18 protein-coding genes are annotated in these 15435 nt (G+C 69.2%); 14 read left to right on the forward strand and 4 right to left on the reverse strand.

The genetic code is table 11. The features are described 5' to 3' along the window. Nucleotides 1-92: 92 nt before the first annotated feature. A complete protein-coding gene (locus ACFY2A_RS25950) occupies nt 93-872 on the reverse strand; it encodes an NAD(P)H-dependent oxidoreductase (protein ID WP_387175323.1) in 780 nt (259 codons plus the stop codon). Nucleotides 873-1016: 144 nt separating this feature from the next. Between ACFY2A_RS25950 and ACFY2A_RS25955 the strand changes: the two genes are divergently transcribed. The 8 genes from ACFY2A_RS25955 (at nt 1017) to ACFY2A_RS25990 (ending at nt 7270) form a co-directional block, all read left to right on the forward strand. Beyond that, nucleotides 1017-1865 (forward strand): helix-turn-helix transcriptional regulator, encoded by an 849-nt coding sequence (locus ACFY2A_RS25955; protein ID WP_387175325.1) that lies wholly within the window; start codon nt 1017-1019, stop codon nt 1863-1865. Between the two features lie 228 nt (nt 1866-2093). Continuing rightward, a complete protein-coding gene (locus ACFY2A_RS25960; protein WP_387175327.1) occupies nt 2094-2399 on the forward strand; it encodes a hypothetical protein in 306 nt (101 codons plus the stop codon). A 245-nt stretch (nt 2400-2644) separates the two neighbouring features. After that, entirely contained in the window at nt 2645-2932 is a 288-nt protein-coding gene (locus tag ACFY2A_RS25965; protein ID WP_387175329.1) for a hypothetical protein, read from the forward strand. 46 nt (nt 2933-2978) lie between these two features. Next, entirely contained in the window at nt 2979-3596 is a 618-nt protein-coding gene (locus ACFY2A_RS25970; RefSeq protein WP_387175454.1) for a class I SAM-dependent methyltransferase, read from the forward strand. A 57-nt stretch (nt 3597-3653) separates the two neighbouring features. Continuing rightward, nucleotides 3654-4484, forward strand: coding sequence for a type II CAAX prenyl endopeptidase Rce1 family protein (locus ACFY2A_RS25975; RefSeq protein WP_387175331.1), 831 nt, complete (start codon nt 3654-3656; stop codon nt 4482-4484). Next, nucleotides 4373-4762 carry an ATP-grasp domain-containing protein gene (locus ACFY2A_RS25980; protein ID WP_387175332.1) on the forward strand — a complete coding sequence of 130 codons (390 nt, stop codon included), beginning with the start codon at nt 4373-4375 and terminating at the stop codon, nt 4760-4762. Before ACFY2A_RS25975 ends, ACFY2A_RS25980 begins: the two co-directional genes overlap by 112 nt. Nucleotides 4763-5586: 824 nt before the next feature. After that, nucleotides 5587-6120 carry an SUKH-4 family immunity protein gene (locus ACFY2A_RS25985; RefSeq protein ID WP_387175334.1) on the forward strand — a complete coding sequence of 178 codons (534 nt, stop codon included), beginning with the start codon at nt 5587-5589 and terminating at the stop codon, nt 6118-6120. 706 nt (nt 6121-6826) lie between these two features. Continuing rightward, nucleotides 6827-7270 (forward strand): HAD family hydrolase, encoded by a 444-nt coding sequence (locus ACFY2A_RS25990; protein ID WP_387175336.1) that lies wholly within the window; start codon nt 6827-6829, stop codon nt 7268-7270. Between the two features lie 145 nt (nt 7271-7415). On the opposite strand, the gene ACFY2A_RS25995 is transcribed toward ACFY2A_RS25990, so the two are convergent. Then, complete coding sequence (locus tag ACFY2A_RS25995) at nt 7416-7910, reverse strand: SMI1/KNR4 family protein (RefSeq protein WP_387175338.1); 495 nt, start codon at nt 7908-7910, stop codon at nt 7416-7418. Between the two features lie 319 nt (nt 7911-8229). Between ACFY2A_RS25995 and ACFY2A_RS26000 the strand changes: the two genes are divergently transcribed. From ACFY2A_RS26000 to ACFY2A_RS26020, 5 genes are all read left to right on the forward strand, one after another. Next, the gene (locus tag ACFY2A_RS26000; protein WP_387175340.1) at nt 8230-9441 is read left to right on the forward strand and encodes a helix-turn-helix domain-containing protein; all 1212 of its coding nucleotides are present in this window, start codon (nt 8230-8232) and stop codon (nt 9439-9441) included. 149 nt (nt 9442-9590) lie between these two features. Beyond that, nucleotides 9591-9956 (forward strand): hypothetical protein, encoded by a 366-nt coding sequence (locus ACFY2A_RS26005; protein WP_387175341.1) that lies wholly within the window; start codon nt 9591-9593, stop codon nt 9954-9956. Then, entirely contained in the window at nt 9953-10243 is a 291-nt protein-coding gene (locus ACFY2A_RS26010; RefSeq protein ID WP_387175343.1) for a hypothetical protein, read from the forward strand. Before ACFY2A_RS26005 ends, ACFY2A_RS26010 begins: the two co-directional genes overlap by 4 nt. A 317-nt stretch (nt 10244-10560) precedes the next feature. Further along, nucleotides 10561-12060 (forward strand): SulP family inorganic anion transporter, encoded by a 1500-nt coding sequence (locus ACFY2A_RS26015; protein WP_387175345.1) that lies wholly within the window; start codon nt 10561-10563, stop codon nt 12058-12060. Further along, nucleotides 12060-12506, forward strand: a complete 447-nt coding sequence (locus tag ACFY2A_RS26020) for a MerR family transcriptional regulator (protein WP_387175347.1) — start codon at nt 12060-12062, stop codon at nt 12504-12506. Before ACFY2A_RS26015 ends, ACFY2A_RS26020 begins: the two co-directional genes overlap by 1 nt. A gap of 82 nt (nt 12507-12588) precedes the next feature. On the opposite strand, the gene ACFY2A_RS26025 is transcribed toward ACFY2A_RS26020, so the two are convergent. Then, a complete protein-coding gene (locus ACFY2A_RS26025) occupies nt 12589-13824 on the reverse strand; it encodes a cytochrome P450 (protein ID WP_387175349.1) in 1236 nt (411 codons plus the stop codon). A gap of 95 nt (nt 13825-13919) precedes the next feature. After that, a complete protein-coding gene (locus ACFY2A_RS26030; RefSeq protein ID WP_387175351.1) occupies nt 13920-14561 on the reverse strand; it encodes a response regulator in 642 nt (213 codons plus the stop codon). A 65-nt stretch (nt 14562-14626) separates the two neighbouring features. Between ACFY2A_RS26030 and ACFY2A_RS26035 the strand changes: the two genes are divergently transcribed. Beyond that, complete coding sequence (locus ACFY2A_RS26035; RefSeq protein ID WP_387175353.1) at nt 14627-15352, forward strand: sensor histidine kinase; 726 nt, start codon at nt 14627-14629, stop codon at nt 15350-15352. Nucleotides 15353-15435: the final 83 nt, after the last annotated feature.

Here is a 15435-nt window from a genome sequence, read left to right on the forward strand (position 1 = left end):
GCCGCCGCCATCAAGCCCGAGCCCGCCAAGCCCACTACACCCGACGCCTCAACCTCGAACTCCAGCCATGATCCCGAACGGCGGCTGCCGTACTAACCTCGCACGTGCAGGCCAAATCCCTTGCGACCCGGCACTTCCAGGCCCTCCTTCAACCGCAGCGACGGGATCTCGTAGTCACCGAAGTTCTGGCGCCGGAACGCGATCGGCTCGGTCGTCTCCAGCGACAGCAGCCGCTCCTTCCACGCCTTCGCGGCGTCCTCGAAGTAACCGCTGGAAATTTTGTCGGTGCCGTACAGCACGAATGGCGGCAGCACCTCCACGCCCGGGTAGTACAGGATCCCGTGGTGGATCGGGAACAGCAGGTCCTCGATCGGGCCGTTGATCCCGCGATCGGTGTAGTGGGACTCCGGGCCCCCGACGGTCACCGACAGGAGCGCCCGCCGCCCCTGCAGCGTCCCCTCACCGAAACGCTCGCCGTACCGGGTCTCGTCGTGCACTCCGAGGCCGTACGCGAAGTGGTAGGAGAACACCCGGTCCACCCAGCCTTTGAGGATCGCCGGCATCGTGTACCACCACATCGGGAACTGGAAGACCACCGTGTCGGCCCACAGCAGCTTTTCCTGCTCGGCCACGACGTCGGGCGTGAGCGCGCCGGCGTCGTACGCCCCGCCCGAACTCCGCACCACCTGCAGCGGGCTCGTGGCGTGCTCGCCGAAGTCCGCCGCATCCACCACGGCCTTCCAGTTCATCGCATACAGGTCACTCACCCGCACCTCGTGCCCGGCGGCTTCGAGCGTGGACACGGCGAGGTCCTTCAGCGAGCCGTTCAGCGAACGTGGCTCGGGATGGGCGTAAACGATGAGCGTCTTCATGGCTGTTCCCTTCAACGAGGTGTGTCGCCATAGATGCTCGGCCGCCGAGAGCCGCGTCATTCAGGGGCGACTCTTCCATCGGACGGGATTTCCTGGTAACGGCAGGACCACCTTCACGTCCGTTACCCGAGCCATACTGGGGGCATGAACGATCTCGCGGGCTTCCTGCGCACCAGGCGCTCCCGGATCGACCCTTCCGCCGTCGGCGTCCCCACTGACAGCCGCCGCCGCGTCGACGGGCTGCGCCGCGAAGAGGTCGCGCACCTGTCCGGGGTCAGCGTCGACTACTACGTACGCCTGGAGCAGGGCCGCGCCACCCAGCCCTCCGAACAGGTCCTCGACGCGCTCGCCCGCGTCCTCGGCCTCGACGAGACCGAACGCGGGCACCTGTACCGGCTTGCCCGGCGGCGCCGTCGCCGCGCGAAGTCGCCCAGCGGGCGCCTGCGGCCAGAGCTACTGCGCGTACTCGACCTGGTCACCGACGCGCTCGCCCTGATCCTGGACCACCGGCTGGACGTGGCCGCCGCGAACCGCCTCGCCAGGCTCCTCTACGGCCGGGAAATGTCGGGCTTGAACACCGCGCGGCACATCTTCCTCGAGGAGACCGAGCGCGGCCTGTACGCCGACTGGGAGAAATGCACCCTCGACGTGGTCGGGCACCTGCGCCTGGCGGCCGGGAAGTACCCTGACGACCCACGCTTGGCCTCGCTTATCGGCGAGCTGGCAATGGGCAGCGAGCGCTTTCGCCGCCTCTGGGCCCGTGCGGACGTGAGCGCCCGCACACATGGACGTAAGGCGTACCGGCACCCGCTGGTTGGACTACTGGAACTACACCAGGAGAACTTCGCATTGCCGGATGAATCGGGCATGGAGCTGCTAGTCCTGTCGGCGGCATCGGGGAGCTCTACCGAAGACGGGCTACGCCTGTTGAGCGCGTTTAATAGTGACGGGAATCCTACAGAGAAAGGCTCACGGGTAACGAATACGTCATGAGCCGCAATACCCCCCGACGTATTGGGGTGTCGTTGGCGGACCCAGCGTTTGACCCGGCGACCGTCTACGCCATCGAGTGACCGAGCAGCCTGTGCGTCACCCGGCCGTCCCATCCGGCCCACTGCGGCCGCTTCTTTACACACGCCGCTCAGACGTATCCGGATCTGCCGCAACAGGTGTGACCTGGGCTGCGGGATAGGGGCGTCTGGTGGTGGCCGGCCGTTGCGATTGGGTGGAACGATCAGGATCATGGCGTCGCTCCGGCTCGTGCGGCAGACCAACCGGTCCTCCCGGTTTGCCCATGTCACCGTCGAGGTCGCTGCCGCCGATCAGGCCGAGGTGAATGTGCCGGCGGTGGTGGGTGATGAGTTCCGGCACGAGGCTGAGTTGGGTGCTTGGTGGGCGCTGCGGAGCCTGCCGGCGACGGTGGCGGTCACCGTGACCGAGGTGGCCGTAAGTGGAGCCGATACCGGTGTCGGTGATGTGTATGAGGCCACGGCTCGTGCCGTGTGGCAGAGCCTGTGGCCGGGGTGACCAGTTCCTGCTGGCCACAGAAGATCCCTACGGCTCCTATGACATGGGGCCGCACGGGCGAGCCGAGGTAGGCCCCGCCCAACACCCGGAGGTGCTGGCCCGGTTCATCGGCGCCCGACTCACTGACGGCGCCGTGATTATCGGCCATTACGGTGAGTACAGCTGTGGCCTCGTGTTGCGCTTCGCCAGCCACGGCTCGGCTGTCGTGGCGCGAATGAGCGCAGTCCGGGATAGCCTTGGCCTATATGGCTACCTATCGCAGCGCCTCAGTGCTCCTCTCCTCGGACGGCACCAGGACTCCCGGCACCGCCGCGCTCTTCGCCGAGCCCGCCCGCAAGGGTGGGACCCCGCCGTGGGCAGGTGACTTCCGACCTGCCAACAACGCCGGCAATGGCCCCAAGAACGCGGTCGGGAAGACCTTTACGTTGGAGTTGCCCGACGGCAGCACCGGCAAGGTCGTGGTCCAGAGCCTCAAGCGCGGGAAGGGCGGCGTCGTGCTGGCGTTGATGGGCGAGGACGCACCCCCCTTCTGATCAGCACTTTGGTCGCCTCCGACGCCATCGGGTGGAGGCGGCCGCTGTGCGGCCCTGTCGATGGGCGTACGGCTCATGGGGCCCTGGCCAGCAGGATCGTCTGATCGTCTCGCTCCTTGCTCTCCGCACGCCGCGCCAGGCGGCACACCTCACCGAACGCGGTTGTTCGGTGGAGGGTGTCGACCTGTCGCCGGGCATGGTCGCCATGGCCCGACGCAACCACCCCCGCCTGGTGTTCACTGTGGGCTCGTTGACCGAGCTGCCGTACCCGGACGGCCAGTTCGCAGGCGTAAACCCAGCTCACCCCGGCATGATCTACCAACGTGTGCTGCCGAACCATCCGAGTTTGCCCGTCGAGCCTCCTCGCCTCCCAGGCATTGCGGCAGGTCGGACCCTGGAGGTTGCGCCACCGAATGCCGGAACGTGCATCATGCCAAGACGAGGCGTACTGATCTGCCGCATCGAGCGCGTGGGCAGCCGGTGTACCCGTCGCTGCCGGTGGCCGAGCCTCGCTGGGCGCGGACGTTCGGCTTTCCGAGGAGGATGCGTCGATCTGGAGGTCGCTACGCTGCGGCGGGTGAGCTACGACCTGTACTTCCGGCCGTCTGGGGCAGCAGCAGCGAATCCCCCGGCGGCAGGGGTACCCACCCTGAGGTCGCGGTAGCAGGTTCGGGGTGCTGCTCCGGGGAGATCCGGATCCACGCGCGTAGCAGGGAGATCGATGATGGGCGTCGTGGCGACCAATTGGACATCCCCGCAGATCCGCCTTCGTCGGCCTCTCGTCGTGTTCTTCGCTCTGACCTTCTTGTTCGGCTGGGGGGCTCTGGCGTCCCTGATCGCATTCGGCGGTCTCATGGAGCCGGTCTTCGGCCCTCCGTCCGGCACGCACCCGGTTTTCGTCCTGGCCGTGTACTCCCCCGAGTTCGCGGCCCTCTACGTCATCTGGCGGGAGGGCGGCCTGCGCGATGTCCGGGACCATCTGCGCCGTCTGACCCTGTGGCGGATGCCTGCCGGATGGTGGTGGTTCCTGCTGCTCGCGATGCCGGCGGGCAAGTACGTGAGCGCGCTGCTGAATGGGACGGCGGGCGAGTTCCCCTTCTCGCCGTGGTACATGGTCCTGCCCGCGCTGATCCCGGCGCTCCTCCTCGGGCCGATCGAGGAACTCGGCTGGCGTGGTTACGCCCAGCCGATGCTGCAACGTCGGGTCAACCCCTTGGTGGCCAGCCTGATCCTCGGATTCTTCTGGGGGCTGTGGCATCTGCCCGCGTTCCTGCTCAGCGGCACCCCGCAGAGCGCATGGTCCTTCGGCCCGTTCATGCTCGGTGCGTTCGCGCTATCGATCATCATGACGCCCCTGTTCAACGTTTCCGGCGGCAGCATCCTCATTCCCGCCCTGTTCCACTTCCAGGCCAACATCCCCGCCTACCCTGAGGGGCAGCCGTGGGAGAATTACGTGTTCGCTGTCGTGGCAGTGGTCATGGTGATCTGGAAGCGGGACCACTTCTTCTCCCGCGAGGGCGCCGTCACCGACGTCGTCCTCCGTACCCGCTGACCTCTCGCGCCCAAACGCGCAGCGGCGCGCCCTGCATTTGCGCCCTGGTCAGCGCGCATCCGGACACCCCGAACGACGTCCCGCCCCACAACGTGGACCTGGACGCGGTCACACCGGTCATCGCCGCACTCGGCCTGCCGTTTATCACGGTCGACCTCGCCCTGCGCGCAGACGGCGTCTGGCGGATCATCGAGATCGGCGACGGCCAGGTCAGTGACCGCCCGGCCACCACCGAGCCCAGCACACTGATCACCGCGCTACTCGCCGGCACCATCTGACTGTCGTATGTGCATCCCATAGCGGGGCATCCTGATCTGCCGCGCCCAGCATGGAAATCGTGCACGTCCGGTTCTGAGGGGGCGACGGCGCAGCAATGCGCCGTCGCTACCCGGCCACCGTGCGCGCGGAGGGGTAGCTCAGTCGAACCAGTTGAACAGCAGGTCGCCGAGGGACGAATTCGACCGTTTTCGTGGTCAGATCGAGCGATTCCCAGCGGAGCCCAGTGCACTCGCCCCACCGCAGTCCGGTGCCGCCGGCCAACGGGACCAGGGCGCGGTACCGATCGGGGACCGCCGGCAGGAGACGGCCGATCAGGTCAGCGCGGGCCAGGACATGTCCATCGGTGTCTTTCTTCCGCCGGGAGGGCACCTTCACACCCTCGCACGGGTTGACGCCGATCAGCCGGCCGCGGACGGCCGCGCGGAGGATCGAGGAGAACAGGCGGAAGCACTCCGCCACCGTGGCCGGCGAACGTCGAGTACCCAGTTCGGTCACCCAGGACTGAACCGCCAGGTGATCGATCCGGAGCAGCGGCACATCCGACCATCGCGGAAGCACGTGCGTCCGAAGGATCGAGGCATCCCGCGCTCTTGTGGTCAACTCGTCATTGCGCGACTCTCGCCAACGCTCTGCGTACTTCCCGAACAGCAGCCGACCTGCGTGCGGGTCGACGTACCCGCCGCGGGCGATAGCGGATTCCGTCTCAGCCAGGAACGACGCAGCCGGCCGACGAGTCGGGAACGTCTTGCCTTTTGAGATGGGGGGTGCCTGGCCGCTAAGACCACTGAGCGCTTGGAAGTTCGCCCGGACTACCCTCATCGGCGTGCCCGTTGATGATCTTCCGTTGCCTCCCGCGTTCGGAGCGGTCACGGCCTGGGCTGGTGCCGGGCGGGTGGTGCGTGCTACCGAGCTGGACGTGGCGACGTGGTGGCTTCCCGAGCCGCAGAAGGCCGCGCTGGTCTCCTGTGGTGTACCGCTGATTGATGACCTCGTCGGCGCGGTGTCATTCGACGCAGAGCCGACGATGTACCGGTTGGCGAACTCCGACAGCCCGCGCTGGGTGTACGGTGCCGCGCCGGGGACCGGTGAGGTGCAAATGTGGTCGTCGGACGGCGGCGCCGGATTCGTCAACTCAACGATCATCCACTGGCTGTGTTCGCTGCACATGGTTGGTACCTGGCTGACCAGCTCAACCGTCATCGACCGCTGGGACGAAGACGGACAGGCCGAAGAGCAAGCGCTCGCGGAGCTTGCCGACCTGTTGGAACGCATCAGGGACCTTGACCCGCCCGCGTTCGGGGACGGCGACCATACAACCCACTTCTGGCCCGGGGTGCTCGACCGGTGGCTCTACTGATCGATGCAGACATCGTCTTTCACCGCTATCAGCGCGCGGAGGTGTCGCACATCAGATGGCGGATGGGTGTCGCGCATCAGTCGACGGAGAACAGGCCGGCTGCCGGCCGGTGTGCGAGGACTTTCTGTACGTCTATCAAGACGGCCCTGAACGGGCCGCACGCGCCGCCGCCCGGGCGCGCGCCGGCCGCTGCCGCTCTGCGGCCGTCACGCCGGACGCCCGGCGGCTGGCGCCAACAGCGGGTAGCCCGGAGGGCCGCCGCGGAACGACAGGCCGTTGACCGGTGATGGTGGGGCCGGCAGCCGGCCGGGCCGCGCGGCCAAGAGCCCGCGCGGCGTAGGGGAGCGCACGCCGGCCGCGTCGGCGAGCTGGCGGCGGTCGCGGGGTCGCGGTTAGGACGCCTCCGGCGGGGGCGCTCCGGCTCCAGGATGGCCGAGGCTGCGCCGGCGGATCGCGGTCCGTGGGTGGTTGCGTTAAGCCATCCCGTCTGCCCTCGACCCGGGCGAGCCGAGCAGACCACCGCCCGACCGCCAGCGTCCAACCGATGCGTCAAGGTCCGCTTGACGTGGTGGGCCGGGCGGCGACCCGCTCCCCAGGAGGGCGGGTCGACGGCAGACAGTGATGGCAAGCGAGGTGAGAGCGCGGCACACCCACCAACGAGCAGGTGTCACGGGCCGGTGAGCACCGGCGAGCCCTCGGGCGTCGGGTGCTGGGCAGTGTCTCGACCGCCACTCTGGACGTGCTCGACGCGCTACGCGACGACGGGCATCCGCTGGCCCTGATCAGCAACGCCACCTCGGATACTGCTGAGACATGGCCGCAGAGTCCGCTCGCCCAACGGTTCGACGTCGCGATTTTCTCCTGTGATGTCGGGCTGGCCAAGCCCGATCCGGCGATCTATCACCTTGCTGCCGAGCGGCTGGGCGTTGGGCCGGCGGAGTGCATCTTTGTTGGCGACGGCGCAGACGGTGAGCTGGCCGGGGCGGCAGCGGTCGGATTGACCGTCTTCCGAACCACGCAGCACAACGACACCGATCCCAGCTGGGGCGGGCCAGCTTTTGCTACCCTAGGCGACCTGCCCGCCATGCTGCGAGAGCCGTTCAAGGTCATGGAGCCGTCCGGGGCACACACGGGGCACAAGACAGCGTGAAACGTCGGCAACCAGCGACCAATGACGTGAGCCCAAGACGGGACGTGACCAGCGTTCCGACCAGGCTGCCGCAGGTCACGGGAGAGCGCATCTAAGTTCCGCTTCAACGTCTGACCGACTCCGCTGTACCGTCGCGGACCGGCGATCAGTTGTCGACGTCGTACTCGGATTCGTCGACCAGGCCCGTCACGAAGGTCTCGAAGTCGGGGGCGAGGACCGTGATCTGGTAGTTCCACTCCTGGTCGACGTGTACGACGGCGGGCTCACCGGACGAGCGGTAGTCGAGGGCGACCATGTCGTGCCCCGCCGACGGGCAGTCGGCGATGTAGATGCCGATGTCGGGGTAGCCCCATTCCGCTACCCAGAACGTGCTACCGAAATCGCCGCAAAGGCTGAACCGAGCAGTTCGGCCGATTGCCGCCAGCGTGTACACGCCGACGTGGTCCTCAGCCCAGGAGGTTCGGCTTGGTGCAGGGTGAGCGTCACGGGCGAACGAGCCGCCGTTGTACCGACGGGCCAGGTCGACGTACGCGGTGGGCAGCTGGTACCCAAGCTGCGCTTCCACCGCCCGCAGAACCTCGTCGGTGAGCGGGTTCTCCAGCGGGCCGGATCCGTCGAAGACAGTTGCGGGATCGAGCACGGGTCGACGGTAATCGGTTGGCGTCAGTCCCAGGAACACCGGTAGCCCTGTTGCTGTCGTAGCAACGATGACAGCAACAGGGCCAGACGGGGAGGGCCAAGGACGGAAAGTGGTCGTTCAGTACCCGACGTCAGAGACGTGCGCGGACGCGCATGGACGGAGCGCCCAGAGCTTACAAGCGAGAGGTCGGGTTGCCTGCCGGGATGCAGGGGTGGCTGGCGTGTGAGGGTTATGAGGCAGCCTGCGGATCGGTAGCGTTGGGCGTGATTGCGGCCCGTTGGGTCGGTGGTGCGTCCGGCGCTACGCGAGGAGGTTCCGGGTGGGTTCCTTGCCGGAGTTGACGTTCGGGCAGCGGTTGAAGGTCTATCGGGAGCGGTCGGGGAAGACTCGGGCGGTGCTTGGTGGGTTGGTGGGGCGTAGCGCCGAGTGGGTGAAGGCGGTGGAGACGGACCGGATCTTGCCGCCGCGTCTTCCCGTGCTGGATCGGATCGCGCGTGCGCTGAAGGTTGACGTGTCTGCCTTGGCTGTGGAGTTGGGTGACCGGTCTGCGGTGGTCAATGGGCCGGAGCATCCGGCGTTGGCGTCGGTGCGGGATGCGGTGAACCGTGTGGCGTTCGCCGGTGAGGTCCCGGCGGAGTCGTTGTCCGGTCTGCGGGAGCGGCTTGCGGTGGCGTGGCGGGTGCGTCGTCAGGCGTCGGATCACCGGACTGTGTTGGGCGGGTTGTTGCCGGGGTTGCTGTGGGATGTGCAGCGTGCCGTGTTGGTGTACGAGGGTGACGAGCGGCGGCAGGCGCAGGCGCTGTTGGCGGAGACGCTCGGGTTGGCGCAGATGTTCATCGCGTACCAGCCGGCTGCCGAGTTGTTGTGGCGGGTGGCGGATCGGGCGATGGTGGCGGCGCAGGAGTCCGGTGATCCGGAGGCGCTGGCCGGTGCGGGGTGGTTTCTGTGTCAGGTGCATCGGGACGCCGGGGATTGGGACACCGCGATGGTGGTGACGCTGGACGTGCTGTCGGCGCTGGAGTCGGCGGCGGTCGACGGGAGCACGAATCTGCTGGCGTTGTGGGGTGCGCTGAACTTCGAGGCCGCGTACACGGCCGCTCGTGCCGGTGAGGAAGGGCGGGCCTGGCGGTACTGGGATCGTGCGGATCGGGTGGCGCAGCGTCTGCCGGAGGGCTTCTACCAGCGGCAGACGTCGTTTTCCCGGGTCATCATGGGTGCTCATGCGGTGACCGTGGCGGTGGAGTTGCAGAAGTCCGGCGAGGCGGTGCGGCAGGCTCGCCGCCATGATGCGGCGGCGATCCCGTCGAGGCCGCGTCGGGCACGCCATCTGATCGAGGTCGCGCGGGCGCACTACGGCAAGGACGACACGGAAGCGACAGTGGCGACGCTGCGGCAGGCGTACGAGTCGGCCCCGGAGACGATCCGCTACAACGGGTACGCCCGCCAGATCACCTTGGACCTGCTCGACGGACCACGTGCCACCCGGGATGACGCCCGTGACCTCGCGGTCCGAGTCGGACTCGTTTCGTGATCCAGAGGTAGGAACCTTACCCGTTCCACCGCGCAACTGACCGTAGCTTCTCGCTCACGGGATGCGGCGGGCGGTGCGAGTCACGCCCGGTCGCCGCGTCCCCCTCAATCAGGGGGCGAAGAGGCTGCCCTCGTGAGCGACGAGGGAGGGTGCGTGCGGCGCGTCTCGTACGACGAGTACCTGTCGGCCACCGCGTTGACGTTCGCTCGTCGGCATCGGCCGGTGTGGTCGTGGCAGCTGTGGCGGCGGGTCTGCCGGTGCGGAGCCGACCTGCCGTGCCGTGCTCGGCACCGTATCCCGATCAACCGGGGCCACTGGCCGCAGGAGAACGAGCAGTGACCGGCGGGCCGGAGCGGACGATCCTCGCGGTGCACGTCCGAGGGCTCGACGGCATGTGCGTCGGCTGCCGGGCGTGGTGGTCGCGGCTGGCCCCGTACCCCTGCTGGCAGGTGGAGTGGGCGACCAGCCGGCAGGCCCGCGCGAGCGTCGCCCGGTTCCTGGGTGGTGTGCGGTGACCACCCATGGCCCGGTGTCGCCGATCTGGAGCTGCGGCGGCTGCAACCTGCCCTGGCCGTGCCCCACGCGGCGGCGGGAACTGCGCGCGGAGTACGCCGACGCGCCGGTGTCGCTGGCCCTCTACCTCGGTGCCTATCTCGTGCAGGCCGCCGAGGACATGCCCTGGGCACCGGCCGGCGCGCTGCACCGCCGTTTCATCGGCTGGACCCGGCAGCCGTCGGAAGTGCAGCAGCGAAATACAGCAACCGTGCCGGTCGGCCGGGACAGGCGTCACCAGGCCGGATGACCTCGTATCGAGCCCGACCCGACCGGCCTGCCGAGAGTTCCTACCCACGGCGGTGAGGGCCTTCGCCACCCCACGGTGATGATCATCACCGTGGGGTGAAACCTACCCTCTCCGGAGGGTAGGTTCGGTGCTGGTCGTCGAGGTGCGGCTACGGCCCCTCGCGGTCTTCTTTCGAGCGGTCTTCTCTCGGGCGACGATGCCCGGAAATGGTCCGGAAACGTCCGACTGGTACTGATATGTGCAGATCACGTCGTTCCCTGCCCGGGAGCGGCATTGTGTGTGCGTCTGGGGCGTGCACCCTGAGCGGAAACGGCTCTATGTCTTCGATGCTGTCCGCGGTCGTCCGGCCGCGTCTGTCCCGCCCGTCGTGGTTGTCGCCGAAGGTGTTCCGGACCGAGGTCCTCGCCGGGCTGGTGGTGGCCCTGGCGTTGATCCCGGAGGCGATCAGCTTCTCGATCCTGGCCGGGGTGGATCCGCGGGTCGGGTTGTTCGCCTCGTTCACGATGGCCGTGGTCATCTCGATCTGCGGTGGCCGGCCGGCGATGATCAGCGCGGCGACCGGCGCGATCGCCCTGGTCGTCGCGCCCCTGGCGAAGGAACACGGCCTGGACTACCTGATCGCGGCGGTGATCCTGGGCGGGTTGATCCAGGTGCTGCTGGCCGCCCTCGGGGTGGCGAAGCTGATGCGGTTCATCCCGCGCAGCGTGATGGTCGGTTTCGTCAACGCCCTGGCCATCCTGATCTTCGCCGCGCAGGTGCCGTACCTGCTCGGGGTGCCGTGGCTGGTCTACCCACTGGTCGCCCTCGCCCTGGTCATCATGGTCGGGCTGCCCCGACTCACCCGGGCCGTCCCCGCCCCGCTCGTCGCGATCATCGTGCTCACCGTGATCACGGTGGTCGCCGCGGTGACCGTGCCGACCGTCGGCGACCAGGGTGAACTGCCCAACAGCCTGCCCACCCTCGGCCTGCCGCAGATCCCCTGGACGATGGACACCCTGGCGCTGATCGCCCCCTACGCCGTCGGTATCGCGCTGGTCGGGCTGATGGAGTCGCTGATGACCGCCAAGCTGGTCGACGACATCACCGACACCCACTCCAACAAGACCCGCGAGTCCTGGGGCCAGGGCGTGGCCAACATCGTCACCGGCTTCTTCGGCGGCATGGGCGGCTGCGCCATGATCGGCCAGACGATGATCAACGTGAAGGCGTCCGGCGCCCGCACCCGACTGTCGACGTTCCTGTCCGGTGTCTTCCTGCTCATCCTGGTCGTGGCGCTCGGCGACGTGGTGGCCACCATCCCGATGGCCGCCCTCGTCGCCGTGATGATCATCGTCGCGGTCTCGACCTTCGACTGGCACTCCGTGGCCCCCGCCACCCTCAAGCGCATGCCGCTGGGGGAGACCCTGGTCATGGTCACCACCGTCGCCACCACCCTGGCCACCCACAACCTCGCGATCGGCGTCGTCGCCGGAGTGCTCACCGCCATGGTCATCTTCGCCCGCCGGGTCGCCCACCTCGTCGAGGTCACCAGCGTGCTCGACCCCGACGGCGGTACCCGCATCTACTCCGTACACGGCGAGTTGTTCTTCGCCTCCAGCAACGACCTCGTCTACCAGTTCGACTACGCCGGCGACCCCGAAAAGGTGATCATCGACATGAGTCGCGCGCATGTCTGGGACGCCTCCTCCGTCGCCGCCCTGGACGCCGTCACCACCAAGTACGCGGCGCGGGGCAAGACCGTCGAGATCGTCGAACTGAACAAGCCCAGCGCCGCCATCCACGGCAGCCTCGCCGGCACCCTCAGCGCAGGCCACTGATGCCCCTCACCGGACGCGACGCCGGGCCGCGACACGGCGGCGGCCCGGCACCCGGCCGACTCATGCAGATCGGCGAAGCCGCCGAGCGGGTCGGCCTGAGCATCCGCACCATCCGTCACTACGAACAGGTCGGGCTCATCGTCCCGTCGGCTCGCACCGACGGCGGCTTCCGCCTCTACACCGAACCCGATCTGGACCGCCTCGGGGTGGTCAAACGGATGAAACCCCTCGGGTTCACCCTCGACGAGATGCGCGACCTGCTCGGCATCCTCGACGCGCTGCGCGCCGCCGACGTTGACGAACGTCCCGCCCTGCTCGACCGGCTCGCCATGTTTCACACCCTCGCCACCACGCGGGTCGACGCGCTCCGCGAACAACTGGCCACCGCCGAAGGCTTCGCCGACACCCTGCGGCAGCGGATCGACAAGCACACGCCCCAGGACTGACCGGGCCGATCCGCCGGGAGACGCACGGCCCTGCACCCCGCCGGGTGGCGGGAAACCGGTGCCGTGAGGTTCGGCGCGCAGTTCACGAGGCGTGAGACGTCTCGATGACCAGGCCGCTGCGCAGGCGAGTCGGAATGCGGTGCAGCGGGATGGTGAGGTCCTGCTCCGGCACCGCATAGTCCAGCCGCGCGAGTCGGACGGCGAGCGACTGGAGCAGCGCCACGGTGATGGCCTCGCCGGGGCAGCGGTGCCCGGTGCGTGGATCGCCGCCGCCCTGCGGGATCAGCTCGAAGGGGCCGATCTCACGATCGACGAACCGGTCCGGGTCGAAGCGGTACGGCTCGGGCCAGAGCCGGGCGTCGTGGTTCTGGCCGTACAGGTCGAGCAGCACCATCGCCCCCTTCGGGATCGGTACGCCGCCCCAGGCGAGGTCGGCCACGGCGAGGCCACCGACGAAGGGTGCGAACGGGTAGAACCGGCGGATCTCGTGGGCGAACGCCCGGGCGAAGGCCGGGTCGTCGGCGCGCAGCCGGTCCCGCTGGGACGGCCAGCGGTGCAGGGCGTGGCCGGCGAACGTCAGGAACCAGGCCACCGCCACCGTCGGCCGGATGATGTTGAGTAGTTCGACGGCGGCGGTACGTGCGTCGAGCGGTCGACCGTCAGCGTCGCGATGGTCTGCCACCGCCGCCACCGCCGAGCCGGCCGACGCCTCGGCTGAGCCGCGGCGAACCCGCCGTACCAGGTCGGAAAGCCAGCGCTCGCGGCGCCCCCGAGCCCGGCGCGCCCGCCAGTGTCGCGGCCCGGCCGTGGCGAACCCGTCCACCGCGGCCACCAGGTCGGCGGCGAGTGCCGGCACCTCGTCGCGCCGGACCGGGATGCCCGTCCAGTCGCAGACCGCCCGGGTCAGCACCTGGGCGGTCTCGTCGAAGAGCACCACCTGCCGGCCAACCCAGGAGCGGGCCGCCTCGTCCCAGGCGGTCTCGGTCCGGACGACGAGGTCGTCGACGCCACCGCCGTTCAGCAGTGACATGAACATCGCCTTGCGGGCCCGGTGCGGCGCACCGTCGAGGGTGTGCACGGCGCCCCGCCCGAACAGGGTGCCGCGTACCGGCTCCGGGATCGCTCCGTGACGCCGCACGTGCCGCTCGTCGTAGAACCACTCGGCGGCCTCCGGCCCGCGCAGGGCGATCGCCCGTTGCCCGAGCAGGCGGGTACGCAGCACATCCGACTCGCCACGCCGCAGCCGGTTGGGCAGCCAGGCGTAGCCACGGATGGCGAGTGGGAGGGTGTTGTCGAGACGGCTGATCAGATCGGGCATGCCTGGTGGTGCCCGCCAGATGGTCCATCAAACCAGCGACCAGTGGGAGTCGCCGCACCCCGCCGTCGGGCTCGTCGGCCCGGTGGTGCGGCCGGTCAGTCGCCCAGCAGGCCCGCGTGCCCGGCGAGGGCCGCGGCCTCGGCACGGTTGGAGACCCGCAGTTTGCGCAGCAGCGCGGCGGTCATCCGCTTCACCGTGCGTTCCGAGACGTGCAACTGATCCGCGATGGCCAGGGTGCTGCAACCGGCGGCGATCGACCGGAGCAGGACGCGCTCCTCGACGTCGAGATCGACCCGGGCCCCGGGGCCGGAGCGCAGCAAATCCCGCAGGAGTTGGGCCGGCAACACGGCCCACCCGTCGAGAACCGCCAACAGCGGCGGCAGCAGGGCCTCGGGTTCGGCGCTCTTGGGCAGGAACGCCTCAGCGCCGGACCGCAGGGCCTCCAGCGCCGGGGCCGGATCACCGTCGCCGGACATCGCCACCACCCGCACCCGGGGGGTGGTGCGGCGGATGGCCGCCACGGCGCGGATGCCGCCGGGAGCGGGCATGTGCAGGTCGACAAGCGCCACGTCCGGTAGGCACCGGCACACCAGGGAGGCCGCCGCAGCGGCGTCACCGGTGGAGCCGACCACCCGTACCCGCCCGGCGGTGGCCGCCGGCAGCAGCAGTTCGAGTCCACGGGCGAACAGCGGATGGTCGTCGACGACGGCCACCCGGATGGCCGGGGACTCGGGCATGCCTGTTCCCTTCCCGAGCGGGTACCGATCATGCGGCGGGTGCCAGCTCGGGGGAGTGGGGACGGATGCGCGGACGGATCGGTCGATTGCTGGGGGCGCTACGCGGTACCGATACTCACGGTGGTGGTGCCACGGCCGGGGCCGCCTCCCGCGACCTGCTGTTGCGGGTGTTCTGTCACGAACTTCGTACGCCGGTCAGCACGTTGACCTCGCTGACCCGGGCCCTCGCCGACGAGGCGAGGCCGCTGACCGGCGAGGACCGTCGGGCCATTTCCGCACTCGCCCGTGACCAGGCGGCGTACCTGCAGACTCTGCTCACCGAGGCGGCGACGAGCGTGGGTGCCCTGACCTTGGTGGCCGGGCGGAACGAGCGTGCGGTGCCGCTGGCGGAGATCCTGCCCGCCGTCGCGATGCTCGTACCGGTCGAGCGGCGGCGCGTGCGGGTCACCCGGGAGGCGGCGCGGTGTGCGGTGCCGGCCGGTCGTACCCGGCAGATGTTGGGCAACCTGGTCGAGAATGCGCTGCGGCACGGACCGGCTGCGGGGCGGGTAGGCATCCGCGCGGTGCGCCGTGGGGCCGATCTGAGCATCAGTGTCCTGGACGAGGGGCGCGTGGCGGACAGCCTGGTCGAGGCGCTGCGCCGGCCCTCCCCGGCCGCCGGCATGTCCGGCCTGGGGCTGTGGATCGTCCGGGAACTCGTCGCCGCCGACGGCGGCCGGGTGCGTCTGCACCGGCTGCGGCCCGACGGGGTGGCGGTGGAGCTGCTGCTACCGGCACGCCAGGCAGGTTGACCCGTCCGGGCCACCGGTCGGCCCGGACGGGCCAGCGATCCGGGAAGTGACCTCGGTGTCAGCTCGTCGCATCGAGGAGGGCC

It is taken from the genome of Micromonospora sp. NPDC000442 (genome assembly GCF_042898635.1).
Lineage (GTDB): Bacteria > Actinomycetota > Actinomycetes > Mycobacteriales > Micromonosporaceae > Micromonospora.